Origin of the sequence: Pantoea sp. sgz302252 (genome assembly GCF_047713085.1) — a bacterium.
Taxonomy (GTDB): Bacteria; Pseudomonadota; Gammaproteobacteria; order Enterobacterales; family Enterobacteriaceae; genus Scandinavium.
This window is the reverse complement of record NZ_JBLFJW010000031.1, coordinates 20,721-41,495: the sequence shown is the minus strand read 5'-3', so window position 1 is coordinate 41,495 and position 20,775 is coordinate 20,721. Positions and strand designations below refer to the sequence as shown.

Here is a 20,775-nt window from a genome sequence, read left to right as displayed (position 1 = left end):
AAAGCAGGCTTTGAGACTGATGACAAACCTCTAACGAGTACTGTTTTGTCATTAACGACCGAACAAAAAACCAGGAAAATCAATTCATTGATTTTCGGCTGCTCACCACAAAGAAGGAAAAACCACGCTTTTTCCTTCTTTGTCAGCAATCTGAAAGCCTGCTCGAAAGCAGGCTTTTCTAAATTTGGCTCCTCTGACGGGGATCGCCTTTGCCAGTAATTGGCTGAATACACACATCGCGGCATCATAACAAACCGAAAACATCAAACCGTTATCTTGTCAGCATGCTGGAGCCAGCGCACCCGCACGCACCACAACCTCGTTGCTGTCTAATCGAATAACTAAATGTCTTTTCGAATAATTGAATAAACATGACCTACGGTCGCTAAAAAAACATGATAACGACACATCCGTTTTTTGTCCGGTAACGGTTCCGGCGCTGAAAAACAAGGAGTGCATATTTCATGAATCCGCAGGACGACAAACTAAAGCGTTTACTCAGCCAGCTATTAACCATTCCCGAAGCTCAATTAGATGATGACTGCGATTTAATCCACCAGGGGCTCGATTCGCTACGCACCATGCGGGCGGCATCGCAGTTGCGGCGTGACGGGATTGATATTCGCTTTTCTGACTTAATCCTCAAACGAACCGTGGGTGAATGGCGGCAAGCGATAGCCGATAGCCCCGGACTGCGGGAAGAACCCGCGCCTGTTGCCTCTGCGGTGGACGAGGGTTTTTTCGACCTTGCGACAATGCAGCATGCCTTCTGGATTGGCCGACAGGAGCAGCAGCAATTAGGGGGCGTTAGCGCCCATTTCTACCTGGAACTGGAAGGGAAAGCATTAAATCCGCAACGGCTTGAGGTCGCGTTTGGTCAGCTATTGCAGCGCCACCCAATGCTGCGACTGCGAATTGATGAGCGTGGGCAGCTGCATATCGCCCCAACCAGCGATTGTCGCTTAATCGTACATGATTTCTCCGGGCTGAAGGACGATTCACTGGCCGCGCAACTGGAGGCGCTGCGGCAACGCTATACCCACCAGACGCTGGATATTGAGCAGGGCGAAACCATGATGCTGGCGCTTTCACTATTACCGGGTGGCCGAAGCCGGTTGCATCTCGATCTTGATATGATTGCGGGTGATGCCGCCAGTTTGCGGATCCTGCTGCGTGAGCTTGGCCTCTTTTATCAGGATCAGGGGGCATTGCTCCCGCCACTGACCTTTAGCTATCCGCAATACCGTCTCGACAACCAGAGGCAATACGCACAGATTCGTGAACAGGATCGTCAGTGGTGGCAGCCGCGTCTGGATACGCTGGCCGGGGCACCGACATTGCCGTTGTATCCTGATTCACACCGTACGCCGCGCACGGAGCGTCACTATTTTTGGCTGGATGACGCGCAATCCGCTGTGCTGATGCAGCGAAGTCAACATGCCGGGTTAACCGCACCGGTTGTTCTGGCGACGCTGTTTGCCGAAACGATAGGCGCATGGAGCGGCGGGGAGCGTTTTCTGCTCAACTTACCGGTTTTCTCGCGCGATAATCCCCATCCGCAAACTGAATTACTGGTGGGTGATTTTTCCAGTTCGGTGCTGATTAATATCGACTCCTCTAAACCAGCGAGTTTTAACGAGCAGGCACAGGAATTACAGACCCGTTTGCGTGAAGCGTTGGCACATGCAGCCTGGAGCGGCGTTGACGTTTTACGCGAACGCTCACGTGAGCAGGGACAACCTGTTCTCGCGCCGGTTGTCTTTACCAGTGCGTTAGCATTGGGCGAATTGTATGAGCCTCAGGTTCAGGAAATACTGGGCAAGCCGATATGGACGATTTCTCAGGGGCCGCAGGTCTGGATTGACGCGCAGGTCACGGAATACCAGAACGGGATTTTAATCAACTGGGATGTCCGGGCGGACCTGTTTATTGGCGGGGTGGTGGATGCCATGTTCGACAGGTTCAAAGGACAAACTCTGCGCTTGCTTGAAGAGGCATCTTACTGGCGGGAACCGTTGCCGCCATTCTCCCCCGTGGTGCCCTGGCAAAATGAACCACAGCCTGCGACAAAAAGTGAACCTCTTCTCTATCAACGTTTTTTCACCAGGGCGGCAGAGACGCCGCAGGCCGTGGCGCTGGTGTGGGGCGAAGACGGGTCGCTCACTTATGGCGAATTAAAAACGCAGGCTCTACGGGTTGCCGGTTTTTTACGCCAGCAGGGCATTATGCCAGGAGAATGCGTTGGCGTCAGTATGGGGAAGGGCGTCGGCCAGATTATTGCGGTGCTGGGCATACTGGCGGCAGGCGCGGTGTATGTCCCGTGTGGCATTGATGTTCCCCGGCTGCGGCGGGAAACCATTTTTGCCACGGCGGATGTCCGGCTGGCGTTCTGTGACGATCGCCCGCGCTATCTGGTTGATTTCCCTGATAACATTGCTGTCTTCGCGCTGGAGCAGGCGCTGAATGCCCAGCCTGCTGACGATGTGCTATTGGTCGACTCGACGACGCCGATGTATATCATTTTCACCTCGGGCTCGACCGGTATGCCAAAAGGCGTTGAGGTCTCGCATCGCGCGGTAGCGAACACCATTGATGCGGTTAATGCGCTTTTTGCCATTGGTGAGCGGGATCGCAGCATCACGTTGTCAGAACTGGATTTTGATCTTTCGGCCTACGATATCTTTGCCTTTCTAAGCTGCGGCGGCAGTCTGGCGGTGGTTGATGAAGACCAGCGCCGGGATGGGCATGCCTGGGTAGAGATAGTGCGTCGGTGGCAGGTCACCGTCATAAGCTGCGTTCCGGCGCTGTTAGACATGATCCTGACCGCTGCCACCGTACCACTGCCGATGCTCCGCCTGGTGATGATGGGGGGCGATCGCATCCCGGCAGAACTGGCAAACGCCTGGTGGCGTCTGACCGCACAGGCGCAATTTGTCGGGCTTGGTGGAATGACGGAAGCGGCTATCCACTCCACCGTATTCGAACTCCTGCCGGATGATACGCGCTGGTCAGCGGTGCCGTGGGGGCGGCCGCTGGCCGGGATGGCTTGCCGCATTGTGGATAACGCGGGGAGAGATTGCCCGCCCTGGGTGCCGGGAGAGCTGTGGGTGAGCGGGCCAGGGCTTGCCTGCGGCTATCGTAAGGACGACACGCGTACCGCAGAGAAGTTTGTACATCATGCCGGGCGTCGCTGGTATCGCAGCGGTGACCGGGTACGCTACTGGCCCGATGGCCTGATTGAGTATATTGGACGGACCGATCACCAGGTCAAAATTCGCGGCCATCGTATTGAGTTGGGCGAAGTCGAGGCCGCGTTGTTAAGTCACCCTGCGGTGATGCAGGCATGTGTGACCGTTGTCACACAACCATCAAGGCAACTGAGCGCCGCGCTGGTGGTCAACGAGGCCGTAGATCGTGCAGCGCTGCGCCGCTGGCTACAGCGTATGTTGCCAGGCTATGCCATTCCTGAACACTATCGCTTGCTGGACGATGTCCCCCTGACGGCGAACGGTAAAATCGATCGCAACGCCTTACAGCAACAGGCTCAGCAGGAGCCGCTGGCGGATAAAATCCCCCTGACCGCGCCGGAAAGCGAAATAGAGCGGCTGGTCGCCGGGATCTGGCAAGATTTGTTACAGGTTGCTCAGATCTGGCGTGAGGATAATTTCTTCATGTCAGGTGGTGACAGCCTGTTGGCGACCCGCGCGATAGCGAGACTGCGTGAACGGCAGTATTCCGCGCCGCTGAGTGAATTATTTGCCAACCCGACGCTGGCTGATTTTTGTCGTTATGTACAACCCTGGCGGGAGGCGCTGCCCACGCACATTACCGCTGATGAGCAGGGGCGTTATGCGCCATTCCCCCTCAGCGACATTCAGCGTGCCTTCTGGATTGGACGGGGAGAGCATATTGCGCTCGGTGGCGTTGGTTCGCATTTCTATATTGAATTCGATGGCGACAACCTTGATGTCGACCGACTGGAAGCAGCCTGGCAGGCTTTGATTACCCACCACGATATGTTACGCGCCGTGGTGCTGGATGACGGACGCCAGCAGGTTCTGGAGCAGACGCCGGCCTGGACTTTACGCCAGCATGTGTTGTCAGACGGTGATGAAGAGGCTCTGCTGGCGCTGCGTGAAACGCTGGCCTCCCGGGTTTATGACGTGACGCAGTGGCCGCTGTTTGACATCCAGGTGGCGCACTATCAGCAAAAGGGGGTGCCGCGTCAGCGGCTGATGGTCAGCCTGGATAGCATCATGCTGGATGGCCGCAGCATCATGATCCTGTTTACGCAATGGGATAACCTCTATCAGCAACCGGGCGCTTCGCTACCGCCGCTGACCATCCAGTACCGCGACTATGTGCGGCAAAACCCGCCGGCTGATAACGAAAAACAAAGAGCCAGCGATTACTGGCGGCAACAACTTGCCTCTATGCCTGCCGCGCCTGCGTTACCGTTAGCGACGCCGCCGGAAAATATCCGCCATCCGCGCTTTCGCCGCTGGCATTATCAGCTTGCGCCAGAACGATGGGCACAATTCAAATCCCGCGCCAGGCGCTATGGCATGACGCCCAGCGTCGCGTTGGCGGCGGCTTACGGCGAAGTCTTATCACGCTGGAGCAACCAGGCGTCTCTGGCCATTAATCTGACGCTATTCGATCGTCAACCCTGCCATCCGCACATTGACAGCGTCGTCGGCGACTTCGCCTCCATACTTTTACTGGCTTACCAGCGTCCGCCTCACTGCGATTTTCTGACGGCAGCAAAACAGCTACAGCGACAGGAGGGGGAGGGGCTGACGCATCGTGAGATTTCCGGTATTGAGGTGCTGCGCGAACTGGCGCGCCAGCGTGGCGAAACGATGGCGCATATGCCGATTGTCTTCACCAGCGTACTCGGCCTGGCGAAAGATGCCTCCCTCGACCTTTCCCCGGCGTTTCCTCAACAGGTCTATGCGATTACCCAAACGCCGCAGGTATGGCTTGATGCGAAAGTCAGTGAATCCCGGCAGCATCTGATGCTGGACTGGGACGCCGTAGAGTCTCTCTTCCCGGAGGGCATGATAAGCGCGATGTTCTCCGCCTGGTGCCAGTTGATTGAACATCTGGCGCAGGCGGACTGGCATTTCCCGCTACCGCACGCGCTTCCCGAGGCACAGCGCCAGTGCCGTGAACGGGTTAATCAAACCGATGAAACTTTCGCAACGGATCGGCCGCTCTATCTGCGTATTTTCCAGCAAGCGCTGCGCACGCCTGCCGCCACGGCGTTGATGTGGGGGGAAGAGGAGCAGATGGACTACCAAACCTTGCGCGAACGCGCGCTACGGGTTGCGGGAGGGCTGGTTTTGCGGGGTATTGAACCGGGCGAACGTGTGGCCATCACTCAGGCGAAAGGCGTGATGCAAATTATCGCCGTTCTTGGCGTGCTTGCTGCGGGCGGTTGCTATGTGCCTGCCGGAATTGGGCTGCCGCTCGCCCGACGAGAGACGGTCTACCGCGATGCCGGCGTACGTTGGGTTTTAACCGATGAGGTCAGCGCATCACAACTGGCGTGGCCGGAGAACATCGCGGTGATCCGTACCGGGGCGTTGCTCAATGCCGCACCGCTGGAGGCGCCGGTAGAACAACCGACGAGTGCTGCCAAGTACATTATTTTTACCTCGGGTTCGACCGGAAAACCAAAAGGCGTGGTGGTCAGCCACCGCGCGGTGGCGAATACCGTTGATGCGGTAGCGAAACGCTTTTCTATCGACCATCGCGATCGTTCCATTACGCTCTCGGCGCTGGATTTTGATCTCTCGGCTTACGATATTTTCACCTTCCTGAGCGTCGGCGCATCGCTGGTCGTGGTTGACGAGGCCGAGCGCCGCGACGCCGCTGCCTGGGTGCAACGGATTAATCGCTGGCAGGTCAGCGTGATTAGCGCCGTACCGGCGTTGGTGGAAATGATAGTCATCGCCGCCGGGCAGAGTGCGTTAACACCGTCGCTCCGTCTGGTGATGGTTGGCGGCGATCGCGTCCTTCGTCAATTGCCGCAGGACCTATGGCGCGTGGCACCGCAAGCGCGGTTTGCCGCATTAGGCGGTATGACGGAAGCAGCTATCCACTCCACCTGTCATGAAATTTTGCCTGACGAACCGTGGTGGGCCTGTGCGCCTTACGGTGTACCGTTGAGCAACATGCGCTGCCGGGTAGTGGATTATGCCGAGCGCGACTGTCCTGATGGGGTAAAAGGTGAGTTGTGGGTGAGCGGTGCGGGGCTGGCAGAGCGATATTATGGCGATCCGCGGCGTAGCGCCGAAAAATTTGTCACCAGGCAGCAGCGTCGCTGGTATCGCACGGGCGATATCGCCCGCTATCGTCCCGATGGCGTGCTGGAATTTTTCGGTCGTGTTGATAGCCAGGTAAAAATTCGTGGACACCGAATTGAACTGGGCGAAGTGGAGGGCGTTTTTAGCCGTTTGCCGCAGGTTGATGCCGCTGTGGCGGTGGTGGTCGCAGGGGCCGCGCGCAAGCTGGCCGTGGCGCTGACGGCAAAAAGCGCCCTCGATTTGGCGCAGATCAAAGCCGCAGCGATGGCGCACTTGCCCGATTACGAAGTCCCTGAATATGTGCTCCAGATTGCGGCCATTCCCCTGACGGCAAATGGCAAAGTCGATCGTGAGGCGATCGCGGCGAAAGTGGCGGAGCAACCGCGGCAACAGGACGCGTCATCACCCGTTTCTGAGCTGAACGGGGACATTGAACATCGCGTCGCATCATTATGGGCGGAGCTGCTCGGTCAGCCGGTCACGCGCGGCGATGACAACTTCTTTGCGCTTGGCGGCGACAGTCTGATAGCCACGCGCCTGATGAGTCGCCTGCAAAAATACGGTTTGCGCGGCGCGCTGGCCATGCTCTTTAATCAACCGCATTTGCGCGATTTTGCCGCGACGCTGGAGCCGGTTGCCGCCGCGCCGCAGGCCGCTTTGCGGCATGATGAGGCGGGGCGATTTGACCCCTTCCCGTTGACCGACGTCCAGCAGGCGTATTGGCTGGGACGGCAGCCGGACTTTACGCTTGGCGGAATTGCCGCACAGTGCTACAGCGAATACGAACTGCCCGGGCTGGACATTGCGCGTATGGAACGGGCCTGGAATCGCCTGGTCACGCGCCACGATATGCTGCGATGCGTTATCGATGCCGAAGGGCAACAGCGTGTACTTCCGCAGATAGCCGATTACGCATTTCGCCGTTATCGCCTTGAACCCGGCCCTCACATGACGGCGCAACTACAGCAATTACGCGAAGAGGTGTCACGCCAGTTGCTTTCGACCAGCGAAGGTCGGCTGTATGACATCCGGGTGATTGAGTATGACGCGGGGCAAGTCCGGCTGGCGGTATTGTTCGATAATTTGATGGTCGATGGCCTCAGTATGCTGACGTTGTTCAGCGAACTCTTTCATTATTATCAACAGCCGGATGTGGATCTCCCGCGGCCGGAAATCGGTTTTCGTGATTACCTTCTCTGGCGTCAGAAGCAGGGTGAAGATAGCGCCGCGAAGCATTACTGGCGTCAACGGCTGGATTCGCTTCCTTCTGCACCGCAACTGCCAACGCGAATTGCGCCGTCAGCCATAGCCACGCCGCATTTTACGCGGCTACAGCACAGGCTACCGACTCCCCTCTGGCAGCGGCTGAACGGGCGGGCGCGCGAGGCGGGGATCACGCCGTCGGTCCTGTTGCTGACCTGCTTTGCGGAGGTTCTGAGCCGCTGGAGCGGGCAATCTTCGCTGGTGGTCAACATGACGCTGTTTGACCGTCAGCCTTCACATCCTGATATCCATCACGTGGTGGGCGATTTCACCTCGCTGATCCTCGCCGAATATCACGCGCAAGCACAAGGAAGCTGGTTCAGTCACGCGCAGCGTTTACAGGCGCAAATCTGGCGCGATCTGGATAATCAACAGGTCTCTGCTGTGACCGTCATGCGGGAAATGGCGCAACAGCAGGGGAGCGAAACGCGCGCGGTACCCGTGGTGTTCACCAGTATGCTGGGCGTGGCGGATGCACAAGCATTAGCGGTGCGCTGGCCGGATTTCACCTGTTCACAAACGCCGCAGGTCTGGCTGGATCATCAGGTGATTGATTTAGCTGATGGCCTGCTGCTGAGTTGGGATTACCTTACCGCGCTGTTCCCGGAACAGATGATTGAACAGATGTTTAGCGGCTATTGCGCAATGCTGCACCAGCTGGCGGAGGCGGACTGGGCGCAGCCCATCCGGCGAGAATTGCCGCCTGAGCAGCAGCGTGTGCGGGCGCAGGTTAACGCCACTTCCGGGTGCTTGTCGGCCGATACGGCGTTACACCAGGCGTTCTTCAGGCAAGCCGAAAGGGAGCCTCAGCGCCAGACATTATGGGACAGTCGACGCGGTTTCATGACCGCTGGCGACCTGCGGGAAAACGCATTGCGTATTGCGGCGGCGCTGCGGCAACGCGGGGTGAATCCCGGCGATCGGGTTGCCTTGTGCTGTGCGCGTGGAAGCGAGCAGATTGCCTCGCTACTGGGGATTCTGGCGGCAGGCGCCGTCTGGCTACCCGTGAATCCGGCACATCCCGCTGCACGTCAGGCTATGCTGTGCCACAAAGCGCAGGCGCGGCTGGTTATCAGCGACCGTCCGCTCTCCCTTGATTTACCGGTCGCCACGCCAGAGACGCTCCTGATGTCGCCGCCGTTATCGGAACCGGTTATTGCCGCTGGCGATACGCTGGCTTACATCCTCTTTACGTCGGGATCGACCGGTGAGCCGAAGGGCGTTGAAATCGAACATCGCAGCGTACTGAATACCCTTGACGATATTGGCCAGCGCTATGACATCGGCAAGCGTGATGTGCTGCTGGGCGTCGCCGCGCTGGACTTTGACCTGGCGGTCTTTGATGTGTTTGCCGCCCTCAACGTCGGCGCGCTGCTGGTCTTAACGGAGGATGAAGGGTATCGCGACGCTGAAAGCTGGCTGGCGCTGATGGTCGAACATCAGGTGAGCATCTGGAATAGCGTGCCGATGCTGCTGGAAATGCTTATCGATGTCGCGCAGCTACGGTCCGTCAGTTTGCCCGCATTAAGGCTGGCGCTGCTTTCCGGCGATTGGGTTGCCACGGATATCGCCGCCCGATTACGGGGAACGGCGCCCGATGCCCAGGTCATAGCGCTTGGCGGCGCGACGGAAGCCTCTATCTGGTCAAATGCCTGGCCTGTCGCCATGACGCCTCCTGACGGCTGGCAGTCGGTGCCTTATGGCCTGCCGTTGCGAAATCAGCAGTTCCGCGTTGTCGATTCGCTCGGGTTCGATGCGCCGGACTGGGTTGCGGGTGAATTACTGATCGGCGGACAGGGCGTTGCGCGCGGATATTGCGCAGATGAAGCCTTAACTCAGGCGCAGTTTAGCGGTGCGTATCCTTTGCGCTGGTATCGAACGGGCGACAGGGGGCGCTACCGTCCTGATGGCGTCCTGGAGTTTTTGGGGCGTCGGGACGGACAAATTAAGCTGCGCGGTCACCGTATTGAGCTTGGGGAAATCGAACACTGCCTGTTGCGCCATGAAAACGTCAGACGCGCCGCGGCGTTTGTGCAAGGAGAAGGCATGTCGGCGCGAATTGTCGCGTTTGTCGAGATGGCAAACGCCGATACCGATGCGCTCATTCTGGCGCTGCGCGAGCAGCTACCGGGATACGCCGTTCCGGGCGCGATTGTCGCCCTTGAGGACTGGCCGCTTACCGCGAATGGCAAAGTTGACCGACGTCGGTTGCTGGCGATGCAGCCATCGCCGCAGGTGGCGAAGAGGACCTTTACTCATCCGGTTCAGCAGGCTGTCGCTCACGCCTGGCAACGTGCGGTTGGCGGTGAGCTTCCTCAGCAAGAGGACAACTTCTTCGCCGTTGGCGGTAACTCACTTTCGGGGACGCGGCTGGTGGCGAATCTCTGCAAGCATTTTGGTATCACCCTGACGTTGCGTGAGTTTTTCGCGGATGCGTCTTTTTTGGGCCTTTGTGCATCAGTCGAAAGGCATCTGGCTTATCAAAACAGTAAGGATGAAGGTTTATTGTGAATATTTCTGATTTTGTTGCAGGACTGGAAACACAAGGGATCGAACTCTGGCGTGAAGATGAGCAGTTGCGATTCCGGGCGCCTGCGGGCGTGATGACGGCGGCGCTGAAACAGCAGCTAAGCGCGCACAAGCCCGCATTGCTGGCCTGGCTGGAGGAAGAAGAACGCGCCGAACAGCAGATTACGCCCGATGTGGCGGGGCGCTACCAGCCTTTCCCGCTGACCGAAGCCCAGCAGGCTTACTTTGTCGGGCGTCACAGCGCGTTCACCTTTGGCGGCGTTGCCTGCCGGGGATTCCTGGAGGTGGCGTTTGACCGTCAGGTTGAACCGCAGGCATTAGAGGCGGCACTCCGCGCCGTTATCGCACGTCATGATATGTTGCGGGTGGTCATTGAAGATGAGGGATACCAGCGGGTGCTGCCGCAGGTTCCGGCTTACAGGCTGGAAAATCATGTCTGTCTTCATCTTTCACCAGCAGAGGCAAATCGCCAAACGGCACAACTACGCGAACACATGCTGGCGGCGCCTTCAGATTACCGCCGTTGGCCGCTCTTTGCCGCGTGCTCAGTGCAACTGGCGCAGGAAACCCGTCTGCTGTTGACCATTGAGCTGATTCTGGTGGATGCGGCCAGTTTATGGCTGTTGATCGATGAGATTGAGCGGCAGCTTTTTCCGCGCGAAGCGCAAGCGACCGAAACCGAATTGCGTTTTCGCGATTATGTCATTGCCCGGCGCGCGGCGCGTCAGGGACGCCGTTATCGCCACGCTCGTCAGTACTGGCTGAACCGGCTGAACGCTCTTCCTGACGCCCCATCGTTGCCGCTTATTAACGCATCTTCTTCCGCCCCCTTTGTGCGTCGCCAGCGTCTGCTTTCTCATGCACAGCATGAGCAACTGCGGCAGCTAGCTGCCTGCCATCGCCTGACGCCAACGATGCTGATCCTCGGCGCATTTGCGCAGGTGTTAGCGTTTTACAGCGAGCAGCGGCGCTTTACGCTTAATTTACCGATTTTTTTGCGTGACGCGGTTCATCAGGACAGCAACCGTCTGATTGGCGATTTTACTTCCGTCACGCTTCTGGCGGTGGATTTACGCGATGAGCAGCGCTTTGTTGACACGCTAGTCCAGATGAGTCAGCAGCTATTTACCGACCTGGAGCATAGCGCCTGTTCCGGCATTGAGGTACTGAGCGAACTCTCCCGCCAGCGCGGCGAACCGGTGCTGATGCCGGTGGTCTTTACCAGTACGCTGGGTCAGGAACCGGCGTCGGAACATGTGCGCCATTATCGCATATTGCAAGGACTGACGCAGACGCCTCAGGTGCTGATTGACTGTCAGGCAACGGCGACGACAGAAGGCGTGTTGCTGGCCTGGGATTGCCGGGAGGCGTTCTTCCCGGAAGACGTGATTGCGAATGCGTTTTCCGCCTTCTGCGAGTTGATTGATAGCTTGTTGACTGAGGGGGACGCCTGCTTACAGCTGACACAGCCGCTGAAACTGCCATCGGCTCAGCGCCGCCTGCGCCGCCAGACGAATGAGACGTATCAGGCGCTTTCGCCAGCGTTACTGCACAGCGGTGTTGTGCAGTACGCGCGCCAGTACCCGGATGCGACGGCGCTGGAGGATGGCGACGGTTCGCTGAGTTTTGGCCAATTGATTGAGCAGGCTCAGGCGCTGGCGCAGACGCTACGTCAGGCCGGGCATCAGCCAGCGGATCCCGTTGCCGTTATCTGCGGCAAAGGACGCGCTCAGGCGCTGGCTCCGTTAGCCATTCTGCTGTGCGGCGGCTGCTATGTGCCCATCGATCCCCAGCAGCCCGCGATACGCCGCGAGGCAATTATGCGCAATGCGCAGGTGAACTGGGCCTTCTGCGATGCCGACATCACGATGCCATCAGGCGTGATGGCGCTTACCTGCGCGCCATCGCAAGCGGTGAGGGCGTTCCAGCCGTCGCTCGTTGCCCCTGAACAACCCGCTTACATTATCTACACCTCCGGTTCAACGGGTGAGCCGAAAGGGGTGGTGGTTTCGCATCAGGCCGCATGGAATACCCTCGCGGATATCAACCGCCGTTTCGCCATCAAGGCGAGCGACAGCATACTGGCGATAGCCAATCTGGGCTTTGATTTATCGGTTTACGATCTTTTTGGCGTGCTGGCGGCGGGAGGTCGGTTGGTTTATCCGCTGGCGTCGCGCAGGTCCGATCCCTCTCATTGGGCCGACCTGATGGCGCATCACCGCATCACATTATGGAATACGGTGCCGGCGCAGTTGCAAATGCTCTGCGATGCGCTGCCGGGGCCGCTGGCGGATTTACGTCTGGCGCTGGTATCCGGAGACTGGGTGCCGCTCGATCTCCTTCCTTGTCTGCAAAAACATGCGCCTCAGGCGCACCTGATTGCGCTGGGCGGTGCCACGGAAGCGGCGATTTGGTCGGTATTTTATGCGCTGGAAAAGACGGAACCGCACTGGAAAAGTGTCCCTTACGGCAAACCGCTGGCGAATCAGCGTTTGTACGTTATTGATGAAGGGCTCAACGACAGACCTGACTGGGTCAGCGGCGAGATTGCGATTGCCGGAGATGGCCTCGCCAGCGCCTATCTCGGCGATGCGCAAAAGACGGCGCAGCGTTTTGTCACACGTGCTGATGGCGAACGCCTGTACCTGACCGGCGATCGTGGACGCTACTGGCCGGACGGTAATATCGAGTTTCTGGGGCGGATGGACCATCAGGTTAAAATTCGCGGCCACCGTGTCGAGCCCGGCGAGATTGCGGCGGTGATGCGCCAGCACCCGGCAGTGGCAGATGGTGTGGCTTTGCTGACGGAGGGTAACGGTACCGCGAGTCAACTGTATGGTTTTGCTGAACTGGCGCAGGGCGTGCAGCCACCCGCGAACGCCGCTCTGGAGGCCGCGCGGCGTAGCGCAATCGCAACCGAGCAGCAGATTGACGGGGCGGCTTTCAAATTGTTAATGGACGGCGCTGACCGGGTGGCAATCCTTGCGATGATCGCACAGTTACGCGCAAGTGGGCTGTTTCGCACCAATGACGCGCGGCATACCCTGCCAGAGATTTATCTGGCGACGGCGGTGGCCGACGTTCATCAGCGATTGCTGCGTCGCTGGCTTGATGGGTTGATCAGCGCCGGGGCGTTGCATCGTGATGATGAGGGGCGCTATCACCACCCTGCTATGGCTGATGATGAGCAGGTTTCACGCGTCTGGCGTGAGGTTGAACGACTGGAGCAGCAGGCGGGTTACGGTAGCCAGACGCTGCATTATATTCGGGTCTGTAGCGACCGGCTTGGCGGTTTATTGCGCGGTGAAACCGACGTTCGCGACCTGCTGTTTCCACAAGGCGAGCTGTCTACCGCCCACGCCGCCTACCGCGATAACCTGGTCAGCCAGAGCATGAACGCTATTGTGGTATCAGCCATTACCGCGTTGGCGAAGGAGAATCCTCAGCCGCTACGTATTCTGGAAGTGGGGGCCGGGGTGGCGGGAACCGCCAGCGATCTGGTTCCCGCGCTGGCTGACTACACGCCGGAATACCGGTTTACCGATCTGTCGGAGTTTTTCCTGGTTGAGGCGCGAAAACTGTTCGCGCCGTGGCCATGGATGCGCTACGGCATTTTCGATATGAACTTGCCTGCCGAGCCGCAGGGGATGCTGCCTAACAGCATTGATGTTCTCCTGTGCGCCAACGTGCTGCATAACGCGCGTAACGCGGGAGAGGTTCTGAGACGCTTCTCCTCGCTGTTAGCGCCGGGTGGGGTCCTTGTCTTTATCGAACCTTTCCGTCGGCATAACTACCCGTTACTGGTCTCGATGGAGTTTTTCCCGGAACTGACCGGTTTTACCGATTTGCGTGCCGACAGCGACCAAACCTTCTTTACGCGCGAGCAATGGCTCACGCTGCTGGATGAGGCGGGGGCGACGCTGACCGGCTGCATGCCCGCCGCGGATAGCGCGCTGGCAAGCGCCGGTCAGGGGGTCTTTATCGCCCAGTTTAAAACCGACCGTTGTGACCTGCGTGAAACCGAACTGCGGCAGTTTTTGCAGGCGAGATTACCGGGCTATATGATCCCGGCACATTTGCAACTGCTCGATAGACTACCGCGCAGCGCGAGCGGAAAAATCGATCGTCAGGCGTTGAATGTGGCGCTGCCGAAACCCGGCGAGACAGCTAGCGCAAGCCATACCGGCGAAGCGCCGATTGATGCCCTGGAACAAGAGATCGCCGCCGTATGGGCGGATGTACTGGGGGTTGCGAATATCGCCCGTGATACTGACTTCTATGCGGCAGGCGGCGATTCGCTGCTGCTGTCGCGGATGATTGCCAGAATACGTAAAACCCTTGATGCCGCAGCGAAACTGGAATGGGAAACGCTGCTGCGTCATCTGCTGCGTGAGCCCACGGTCATGGCATTAGCCGAACTGTTGCGCCGCGCCGACAACGCGCCCGTAGCCGCGCAGCAGGCGCTGTCACCGCTGGTAGAGTTGTGGGGAACGGCACAGGACAAAGCACATTGCTGCGTTCTGCTGCATGCGGGAACCGGTAATTTACAGCCTTATCAGCATGTGTTAACGGCGCTGGACAAGTCGCGCTTTAGTCAGGGTGTCGGTCTGGCGCTGCCTGGCGCATCGACTTTCCTGAATCTGGCGGCGGAAGAGGCGTTAAGCCGACTTGCCGGGCAATACACCGATTTACTGATTGACCGCGCAGAAAGCTATACGCTGGTCGGTTATTGCCTGGGCGGATTACTGGCGGCAGAGATTGCGCGCCAGCTTACCGAGCGCGGAAAACGGGTTCATCAACTGGTGGCGATCAGCGCCTGGCAACCGCCGCGTGTCGATGACGAGGGGCTGGTGGAGTATGTCTTTGCCCGGGCGCTGGGGGCTGATTTAACACAGCTTGGCCTGCCGCCGGAACCGGCATTTTCCGCGGCGGTGAACGCGATTTTACAAAAAACGGCGGGCCATATTCCGCAAGGCGCATTCGCCAGTCTGGCTCCGGAGCATCAGCAGGTCGGCCAGGCGCTGAACGTCTGGATGGCGAAACCGCTGGCGCAGCGGCTGGCCTTACTGCAATCCTCCGGCGTTGAGCAGGGCGTTTATCATCAGGAACAACTCGATGACTCCCGGTTTGCCGAAAGCTACAGGCTTTTTTGCCACAGCATGGCCGCCGTCGGGCGGCATAAGCCGCAGCCCTGGTTTGGTCATACGGTGGTGATCCGCAACAGCGAAAGCGACCCGCTGTTGCCGGGAACGCCCGGCGACGTGGCGGGTTACTGGCAAGCGATATGCTACGGCAACCTGATTATTGATGACACGCCCGGCGATCACTTTAGCTGTTTATCCCGCGATAACGCTTCAATACTGGCGGCGACCCTTTCCCGTCATCTCCTGAGCGGAGGTGAGCAATGACAATGCAACGTATTGCGATCCTTGGCGCCAGCGGGGGGATTGGGCACTTTGTTACGCAATGGCTGGCGGAGCTTGGCTATCCGCTGCGTTTGGGCGCCCGCCAGCCGCTGTCGCTGCGTTCGCTGGCGCTGCGTTATGCGGCGCAATGGCAGACGGTGGATCTCTGGCACGACGATGCGCTCCGGCGCTTCTGTGCGGAATGTTCGCTGGTGATCAATTGCGCAGGGCCTTCTTATCAGGTTCTGGATCGGGTCGCGAATGCGGCGGCAGAGGCCGGAGCGGACTATATCGATGTCTCCGGCGACGGCCCGGCGTGGCAACTGTTGCGCCAGCGTACGCCCGTTGCGGGCTGGCGTGCGGTACTTTCTGCCGGGATGCTGCCGGGCCTTGCGAATCTGGTTCCGCGCGGGTTAAGCGATCGTTTAGGCGGATCGTTGACCGTCTGGTGCGGCGGGATCGAGCGAATTGGAGGGGCGGCGGCGGCCGATCTGGTGTTGTCGCTTAATGAACAGCACAACGCGCTGGCGCCTTCTGATTATTGGTATGGCGAAGCGGGCGCAAGCTGGCGTCTGGGACGGCGCTGTCGTCATAGCCTGACGGCACAACGCCAGGATTCTCTGCCTCACTTTCCGGGTCAGGTTACCCTGCTGCCTTATTTGAGCGCCGACGTGGAACGACTGGCACTGGACAGGCAACTGGCGAATGTGCAGTGGTACAACGTCTTTTGCGGTAACCGATTGCATGACACGCTGACCGGATTACGGGGCGCGCTTGACGGGACATCAGCCAGCCTGAGTAAGGCTATCCACGCCGTGGAAGCGGCCAGCGCTATCGATCTGCTGGGGTTCCGGCCGTGGTATCACATGGTATTTGACCTACAGCAGGAGGGGTGCGCGACAACACGCGCGGTGGTGGCCACGGAGAGTAGCCAGGCGCTCAGTGCGGCGGTCGCCGTCTCCTGCGCCCGGCGTGTGCTACAGGGGGAGATTGCGCCGGGGATCCATTTTGCCGACAGCGTGTTGCCCGCCAAAGAGACGCTGGAGGAGGTGTGTCGGCTACACAGAGGCACGAGTATCCAGCAGTATCAACCCGACCTCCAGCATGAGGAGGGGGCGCTATGACCCAACACGCGCATCGCCCCTTGCGGGCCATTGTCTGCGGCACCAGTTTTGGTCGTTTCTATCTGCGGGCGCTGGCGGCGAATCCGGCGATTGAACTGGTGGGGATCCTCTCCAGCGGCTCGCGCGCTTCTGCTGATTATGCGCAGCAGTTCGGGATCGCCCATTACACCAGCGTGCAGGCATTACCCGACGATATTGATCTGGCGTGCGTCGTCATCAGAGCTGCCGTTTCCGGTGGCAACGGCGGCGATATCGCCTGTGCGCTCATGCGTCGTGGTATTCACGTATTGCAGGAGCACCCGCTGCACCCTGATGAGCTTAACGACGGGATGCGAACGGCCAGGCAGCACCATGTGCGCTACGATGTCAACGCGTTCTATCCGCATGTTGCACCGATTTATCTGTTCTTGCAGGCGGCGGCGAAGATCCGTCGCCAACAGCCTTTTCTCTATCTGGAGGGGATTTGCGGCGCGCAGGTGCTGTATCCGCTGCTTGATGTGATGGCTCGCGCGCTGGGAAAACTGCATCCGGCGACGCTGGCGGTCGCCGAGCCTGCCAGAGTCGGCCCGTATACCTGCCTGCATGGCGATATAGGCGGCGTGCCGTTGAGTTTACGTGTTCAGAACCAGATACATCCGGCAGATGCGGACAATCACGCACTGTTGCTGCATCGACTCACGCTGACGGCGGAAAGCGGCGTTCTGGCGCTGGCGGATACGCACGGACCGGCCATCTGGAGCCCGCGTTTGCATACCCATCGCGATGAGACGCACCGCCTTGTGCTGGAAGGCGAGGGAACGGAGAGGCTTGAGGCGTCAAGCAGCGATATTCTCCCCGGCAGCGAACCGCAGACGTTTCGCGGCGTTTTCGATACGCTCTGGCCGCAGGCGATAAATCGGGCAATGGCGGCGTTTATTGCCAGTATTCATGACCCGGCGCTGGCGCAAAGGCAGGGACAGTGGACGCTGGGCGTGACGTCGCTTTGGCATGATGTCTCCCGTCAATTGGGGTCGCCGGAGCTCATCTCTCCTGACACACCGGCCATTTTGCCGCTTAGCGCGCTGGTTGAGGAGGGCGACAAATGAAGACAACGGCTTTGCGTTTTTATCTTCCCCGCCCGCAGGCAAAGAGGTTATTGATTTGCTTTCCGCATGCCGGGGGCGCGGCCAGCGCGTTTCGCGCATGGCCGTGGTTATTCAACGACAACCTTGAGGTGGCGGCTATTCAGTACCCGGGGCGGGAGGATCGCTACGGGCACAGGCTTGTTGATGATATGAACGTGTTGCTGGCACAACTGCAAACGGTGTTGCTGCCGGTTGTTGCCAGAATGCCTTACGCGCTTTTGGGACACAGCATGGGGGGCGCTATCGCGCATGAGCTGGCGCAGCGCCTGTCACGTCTGGGGAAGCCGCCGCAGCATCTGTTTATTTCCGGGCGACAGCCTCCGCGTTTTCACCCGCTGGATAGCCAAATCCACCAGGGGAGCGATACGCAGTTGCTGGCAGAGCTACAGCGCTTAAGCCGTGATAACCAGGCGCTGATTGATTCGCCAGAACTGAGCGAATTGCTGTTGCCCATTATCCGTAATGATTACCGGCTGATTGAAAACTACCGTCCCGGCCCGGCAGAGTTATTGTCCTGCCCGATAACGGTTCTGGCGGGGAGAGACGACCCGGAGCTGCCTGCCTGTCAGGCGCACGGCTGGTCAGATTACAGCAGGCAAGGGTGTCGGGTGCACTTTTTCCCCGGTGACCATTTTTTTATCTCCCGCGAGCGTATTGCCGTGGTTACCGTCGTTCAGCAGGCGCTGAATGCCGTTTTCTCCTCGTATCGAGAAGGACAGATAAATGGATGATTTTTACTCTCCGGTTGCGGAGTTCTACGATTTAGTCACGCAGGCGCATTCCGCTGGCGAGCAGGTGTTACGCGAACGTCTTACCGCGATGACGCTGGAGGACGCACCGATCCTTGATATCGGCGCAGGCACTGGACGGACGGTCGCGGCGATTGCCGACGCGCTGCCCGATAGTGATATTCTGGCGATTGAACCTTCTCCTGCCATGCGGGCGGTGCTGACCCACCGCGTGGCCCGCGATCCGCGCTTGCGAAAACGCGTCACTATCATCCCTGAGCCCGTTGAAAAACTTCTGTTGCCCGAGCGTTTGAGCGCCGTGGTGGCCTACGGTGTGCTGGGGCATTTATCCCGCGAGGCTCGACTCTCGCTGTGGAAGACTCTGCTGCCCCGTTTACCGGCAGGCGCGCCGATTTTCATCGAGCTGTTGCCGGTGGAAAAGCCCGTGTCGTTACCGGCATTCTCTCTGGCTAACGCCACGCTGGGGCAGCGTCATTACAGCGCGACATTGCAGGGCGAACCGGGAGAGGACGATACCATGATGCTGACATCAACCTGGGTTGTGCGCGGCGGCCCCAGCCCAACGCAGGTTATCCATAACCGCAGCGTCTGGCATACCTTTGGTCTTGACGATCTCGCGCGTGAAACGGGCTTAAAAGCAGAAAGACTCACCCCGCAAGCAGGAGTGCTTTATGTCTGAACCGAGAGTGAAAAAGGATATCCGACGTTTACTCCCGGATATGGTCTGGCCAGCGGACTGGATCCAGCATTATCAGCAACAGGGCTACTGGCAGGATGAGACGCTGGCGATGCGGATAGCCGACTGGCAACGTCGGTATAGCGACCGGGTCGCGCTGGTGGAACCGACCCGCGAATGGCGCTATCAGACGCTTATTGATTGTTCCCGCCGTTTCGCGGGGGAGCTGCATGCTTCCGGGCTGCGTGCTGGCGATCCGGTCGTTATCCAGTTACCGAATAGCGCGGAATTTATTGTCGCGCTCTTCGCGGTACTGCTGATGGGCGCCGTGCCCGTTCTGGCGCTGCCTGCCCTCGGTCAGCGGGAGATCTTACATATCATCACGCTGGCGGAGGCGAGGTTGTATCTGGGCTGCCGCCAGTTAACGCATCTGGATATCCCTGCGTGGGTTGAACACCCGTGCGCTATTCGGCTCTCTGATGAGCAAAATCGGTTTGCCGACTGTACCGCCACGCCATACACCGATCGCCCGCAGGGCGACTATTCGCTCAACATTGCGTTATTGCTGCTATCCGGCGGCACCACCGGATTGCCAAAACTGATTGCCCGCACTCACGCCGACTATGGTTACAACTTTACCGCCAGCGCGGCGTTGTGCGGCGTTGATGCCGAGGAGCGCTATCTGGCCGTCCTTTCGATGGCGCACAATTTTCCGTTGGCCTGTCCGGGGATCCTCGGCGTTTTCGCGCGCGGAGGCTGCGTGGTGATACCGGCAACGGCGGCACCGGAGGATGCGTTTGATGCCATTGCACGTCATCGGGTGACCATGACGGCGCTGGTGCCTTCGCTGGTGTCCGTATGGCTGGAAGCGTTGAATGGGGAGAAACCGGATCTCAGCTCGCTGCGTCTGTTACAGGTCGGGGGCGCGCGACTGGCGCCGGAAACCGCGCAACGGGTCTTAGCGCGATTTCATTGTCAACTGCAACAGGTATTCGGCATGGCTGAAGGATTGCTGAACTATACCCGTCTGGACGACTCACTGCAGACGGTGATCCATACCCAGGGTAAACCGCTATGCGCCGATGATGAAATTTTGATTGTGGATAACGAAGGGCATCCCGTTGCGCCGGGCGAAACGGGAGAGCTACTGGTACGCGGGCCGTATACCATTCGCGGTTATTTCCGTGCTCAACGCCATAACCAGCAGGCTTTCGCTCACGAGGGATTTTACCGGAGCGGCGATCGTGTTCGACAGCGGTCAGACGGTTATTTGATTGTCGAAGGGCGGACAAAGGACGTGATTAACCGAAATGGCGAGACCATTGCCGCCGATGAAATTGAGGATTGTCTGCGCGCGCATCCGGCGATACGCGATGTGGCGGTGATTGCCGACCACGCCGGATCTGAACAGGAGATCGTTCACGCGGTGGTTATCGCCGAAGGCGAGTTGACGCTTCCGGCGCTACGCCGTTGGCTTGAACAACAGCATCTGGTGGCCTGGAAGTGGCCGGAACGTCTGACGCTGACGTCATCCTTTCCCCTGACGCCGATAGGCAAAGTGAATAAAAAAGCGCTGGCCGCCAGCCTGAGTTAA

The 20,775-nt window shown here is 59.0% G+C and carries 7 protein-coding genes; all 7 read left to right on the top strand.

Annotation, left to right across the window (positions count from 1 at the left end):
• Positions 1-464: 464 nt before the first annotated feature.
• Genes ACLW56_RS19870 through ACLW56_RS19840 form a run of 7 tightly spaced genes read left to right on the top strand, consistent with a single transcriptional unit; the run spans position 465 to position 20,775 of the window.
• On the top strand, positions 465-10,085 hold the full coding sequence (locus tag ACLW56_RS19870) for an amino acid adenylation domain-containing protein (RefSeq protein ID WP_330985440.1): 9,621 nt from the start codon (positions 465-467) through the stop codon (positions 10,083-10,085).
• The gene (locus ACLW56_RS19865) at positions 10,082-15,511 is read left to right on the top strand and encodes an amino acid adenylation domain-containing protein (protein WP_330985439.1); all 5,430 of its coding nucleotides are present in this window, start codon (positions 10,082-10,084) and stop codon (positions 15,509-15,511) included. Before ACLW56_RS19870 ends, ACLW56_RS19865 begins: the two co-directional genes overlap by 4 nt.
• On the top strand, positions 15,508-16,632 hold the full coding sequence (locus ACLW56_RS19860) for a saccharopine dehydrogenase NADP-binding domain-containing protein (RefSeq protein ID WP_330985438.1): 1,125 nt from the start codon (positions 15,508-15,510) through the stop codon (positions 16,630-16,632). Before ACLW56_RS19865 ends, ACLW56_RS19860 begins: the two co-directional genes overlap by 4 nt.
• Entirely contained in the window at positions 16,629-17,717 is a 1,089-nt protein-coding gene (locus ACLW56_RS19855) for a Gfo/Idh/MocA family oxidoreductase (RefSeq protein ID WP_330985437.1), read from the top strand. The genes ACLW56_RS19860 and ACLW56_RS19855 overlap by 4 nt, the downstream gene beginning before the upstream one ends.
• Entirely contained in the window at positions 17,714-18,487 is a 774-nt protein-coding gene (locus ACLW56_RS19850) for a thioesterase II family protein (RefSeq protein ID WP_330985436.1), read from the top strand. Before ACLW56_RS19855 ends, ACLW56_RS19850 begins: the two co-directional genes overlap by 4 nt.
• The gene (locus ACLW56_RS19845) at positions 18,480-19,184 is read left to right on the top strand and encodes a class I SAM-dependent methyltransferase (RefSeq protein WP_330985435.1); all 705 of its coding nucleotides are present in this window, start codon (positions 18,480-18,482) and stop codon (positions 19,182-19,184) included. The genes ACLW56_RS19850 and ACLW56_RS19845 overlap by 8 nt, the downstream gene beginning before the upstream one ends.
• Entirely contained in the window at positions 19,177-20,775 is a 1,599-nt protein-coding gene (locus ACLW56_RS19840; RefSeq protein ID WP_330985434.1) for a (2,3-dihydroxybenzoyl)adenylate synthase, read from the top strand. The genes ACLW56_RS19845 and ACLW56_RS19840 overlap by 8 nt, the downstream gene beginning before the upstream one ends.